The organism is uncultured Sphingomonas sp. (genome assembly GCF_913778135.1).
Classification (GTDB): domain Bacteria; phylum Pseudomonadota; class Alphaproteobacteria; order Sphingomonadales; family Sphingomonadaceae; genus Sphingomonas.
In genome coordinates this window covers 1-3,475 of sequence record NZ_CAJYVU010000104.1, presented here as the reverse complement: position 1 = coordinate 3,475, position 3,475 = coordinate 1, and the positions used below count along the sequence as shown (strand labels likewise).

Here is a 3,475-nt window from a genome sequence, read left to right as displayed (position 1 = left end):
CCGCGCTGCGCGATCAGCCGCTCATAGGTCTGCTGGTCGAACTGGCCGGTCGGGCCTGCAAACGCGGGAATGCCCTTGATCTCGCTGCCGATCAGCGCGCGGCTGACGCGCAGGCCCTGGTCATGGCCGAACTTCTCCAGTCCGATCGCGTTCGCCAGCCGCTCGATGATCGATTCGATCCCGCCCAGCTGGATGAGCTGCGACATGTCGAAGCCGGGCTGCTGCGTCTGCGCGAACCGCACCTCGTCTTGCGCGCGCTTGCGTACGTCGGCGGCGGTGATCCCGGTGTTGCCGACGGTTACGACCGAATTACCCAGCAGCCCGCCACCGCCAGAAGACAGCCCGGTCACGTCGCCGGCCGCGAACGACAAGGCGATAATGCCGAGCAGCGCGAGCGTAATGAACACGCCGGCCTTTGAATTGACGATGCGGCGAAAGAAGCTGAGCATGGACCCGGAGCCGTGGAGACGAAGACCGGGCGGCTTTAGGCACCGCTCCGCGTGGAGGCAATGCCGCGTCGGTACGCGTGGGACATAGCGGACCGGCGCAACCGCGGCTATCGCGCCGAAAGAACGAGATCGGATCAGGGGAGAATGGCATGACGCGGCGCAAACTGGTGGCGGGCAATTGGAAGATGAACGGCAGCCGTGCCGCGCTTTCGGAGCTCGACGCGATTGCCGAGGCAGCGACCGCGCATGCGAGCGTCGACGTGGCGGTGGCGGTGCCCGCCACGCTGATTACGCCCGCTGCCGAGCGCGTGCCCGCGCTGTCGATCGGCGCCGAGGACGTTCACGCTGCCGACCACGGCGCGCATACCGGCTGCGTTTCCGCCGCGATGGTCAAGGAAGCCGGTGCGCGCTTCTCGATCGTCGGCCACTCGGAGCGACGCGCGGATCAGGGCGAGCGCGATGCCGACGTAAAGGCTAAGGCGGAGGCGCTGCACCGCTGCGGCCTCAACGCCATCGTCTGCGTCGGCGAAACGCTGGACGAGCGCGAAGCGGGGCGGGCCGAGGCTGTTGTGACCGCGCAGATCGGGGGATCGCTGCCGGACGGGGCCGCGGCCGAGTGGTGCGCCATCGCCTATGAACCCGTGTGGGCGATCGGCACCGGGCGGACGCCGACCGCGGATGATGTGGCGGCGATGCACGGCGCGATCCGTGCGAAGCTGCGCAATATGATCGGTGAGGAAGCCGACCGCTTGCGCATCCTTTATGGCGGATCGGTCGCGCCCGACAATGCGCGCGAGCTGCTCCACGTCGCGGACGTCGACGGCGCGCTGGTCGGTGGCGCCAGCCTGACCGCGGCGAAGTTCGTGCCGATCATCGCCGCGGCAAATTGACGCCTCAGGCGGGGTAGCGGCGGCGCAGCAACTCGAACGCGGCGCGCAAGCCGTACGCCTCGCCACCCTTCGGACGCCCCGGCTTCGCCGCCGGGCGCCACGCGAACGTGTCGAGGTGCGCCCACGGCGTATCCGCGTTCACGAACCGCCGCAGGAACAAGGCCGCGGTGACCGCGCCCGCGAAGCCGCCGTCGGGCGCGTTGACCATATCGGCAACGTCCGAGCGGAGCATGTCGTCGTAGCCATCCCACAAGGGCAGGCGCCACAGCGGATCCTTGACCGCGTCGGCGGCGGCGAACAGGTCGGCGGCGAGCGCGTCGTCGTTGACGAACGTGGCGGGCAGGTCGGGGCCGAGCGCCACGCGCGCCGCACCCGTCAGCGTCGCGAAGTCGATGATGAGCGCGGGATCGCTCTCGCCCGCCTTCGTCAACGCGTCGGCGAGGATCAGGCGTCCCTCCGCATCGGTGTTGGTGTTCTCGACCGTAATGCCCTTGCGCGTCGCCAGCACGTCTCCGGGGCGGAACGCGTCGGCGGAGATCGCATTCTCGACCGCGGGAATCAGCAAATGGAGTCGTACCGGTAGCCCCGCCTGCATGACGAGGCTGGCGAGTGCCAGCGCGTGCGCGGCGCCGCCCATGTCCTTCTTCATCAACAGCATGCCGGCTGACGGCTTGATGTCGAGCCCGCCCGAATCGAAGCACACGCCCTTGCCGACGATCGCGACGCGCGGGTGACTGGGGTCGCCCCATTCGAGTTCGATCAGCCGGGGTGCGCGGTGTTCGGCGGCGGCGCGGCCGACCGCGTGGATCATCGGGTAACCGGTCTTCAGTGCGTCGCCCGTCGTCACCGCGAACGTCGCCGAGTGGCGGTCGGCGAGCGCGGCGGCTTCGGCTTGCAACTCGGCCGGGCCCATGTCGCTCGCGCCTATGTCGACCAGATCGCGCAGGTAGGCGGTAGCGCGCGCGAGGCGGACAGTCTGCTCGATCCCGGCGTGATCGTCGGTCAGCAGCACGCGGTGCGGCGCCGGCTCTCCGTTGCGATATCGCGTGAAGCGGTGCTGCGCGAGCAGCCAGCCCAGCGCGGCGGCGCCGACCGGCGCGTTGTCCGCCAGGCGATAGGTACCCTCCGGAAGGCCATCGCCGAGCGAGGCGATGCGCCACGGCGAGTCAAGGCTCTCGTTGCAGACCAGCAGCATCGACCAGTCGTCCGCGCCCTCGCCGGGCAGTACTGCGCGGTTGCCGGGTTTTCCCGTGACGCGATTGGCGACGAGCGCGGCGCGCACCCGCGGCCCCTGCTCGGCCGCCCAAGCCTCGTACTTGTCGGGATGGACGACGTGGATGTCGCGTGCGGGCTGGCCGCGATCGGGCTGGAGCAGGAAGGTGAAGTCGGTCATGCGCGCGACCAAAGCAGGACTTGGGGGTGCACGCAACGAAGCTGTCGCGTCCGATAGTTCCCAAGCCACGCCGCGCGCCCTACATCGCGACCTATGACGACACATTCGACTCGCATGCTCGTGCTCGGCTCGGGCCCGGCCGGGCTGACCGCCGCCATCTACGCCGCGCGCGCCGGCATGAAGCCGATCGTGGTGCAGGGCATCCAGCCCGGCGGCCAGCTCACCACCACCACCGACGTCGAGAACTACCCCGGCTTCGCCGATGTGATCCAGGGTCCGTGGCTGATGGAGCAGATGCAGAAACAGGCCGAGCACGTCGGCACGCGGATGATGTGGGACACGATCGTACAGGTCGACCTGTCGACACGGCCATTCCGTCTGACCGGCGATGGCGGTGATGTGTACGAGGGCGAGGTGCTGGTGATCGCGACCGGGGCGCAGGCGAAATGGCTCGGCCTCGACAGCGAGGACGCGATGAAGGGCAAGGGCGTCAGCGCGTGCGCGACGTGCGATGGCTTCTTCTACCGCGGCAAGAAGGTGGCGGTGATCGGCGGCGGCAACACTGCGGTCGAGGAGGCGCTGTATCTCACCAACCACTCGGACGACGTGACGCTGATCCACCGCCGCGACAGCTTGCGTGCCGAGCGGATATTGCAAGAGCGGCTCCACGCGCACCCGTCGATCAAGGTGCTGTGGAACAAGGAAGTGCGCGAGTTCGTCGATGGCGGCGGCAACGCGGGCCT

Annotated in this window: 4 protein-coding genes; 2 read left to right on the top strand and 2 right to left on the bottom strand. The window is 69.0% G+C overall.

From position 1 onward, the window contains the following. On the bottom strand, positions 1-449 hold a 449-nt coding region (locus QZ847_RS10080; protein WP_294356166.1), incomplete at its 3' end, for a SurA N-terminal domain-containing protein. A 149-nt stretch (positions 450-598) separates the two neighbouring features. Between QZ847_RS10080 and tpiA the strand changes: the two genes are divergently transcribed. Further along, positions 599-1,339: a triose-phosphate isomerase gene (gene tpiA, locus QZ847_RS10075; protein WP_294356163.1), complete on the top strand. Its 741-nt coding sequence runs from the start codon at positions 599-601 to the stop codon at positions 1,337-1,339. Positions 1,340-1,343: 4 nt separating this feature from the next. On the opposite strand, the gene QZ847_RS10070 is transcribed toward tpiA, so the two are convergent. Continuing rightward, complete coding sequence (locus QZ847_RS10070; protein WP_294356161.1) at positions 1,344-2,732, bottom strand: M17 family metallopeptidase; 1,389 nt, start codon at positions 2,730-2,732, stop codon at positions 1,344-1,346. Positions 2,733-2,825: 93 nt separating this feature from the next. On the opposite strand from QZ847_RS10070, the gene QZ847_RS10065 reads away from it, so the two are divergent. After that, positions 2,826-3,475 (top strand): FAD-dependent oxidoreductase (locus QZ847_RS10065; protein WP_294356159.1); only part of this gene is annotated, 650 nt, incomplete at its 3' end.

Excerpts from the sequence above, each read along its gene's own strand:
- tpiA (WP_294356163.1), top strand. The coding sequence starts at position 599 with ATGACGCGGCGCAAACTGGTGGCGGGCAATTGGAAGATGAACGGCAGC.
- QZ847_RS10070 (WP_294356161.1), bottom strand. The coding sequence starts at position 2,732 with ATGACCGACTTCACCTTCCTGCTCCAGCCCGATCGCGGCCAGCCCGCA.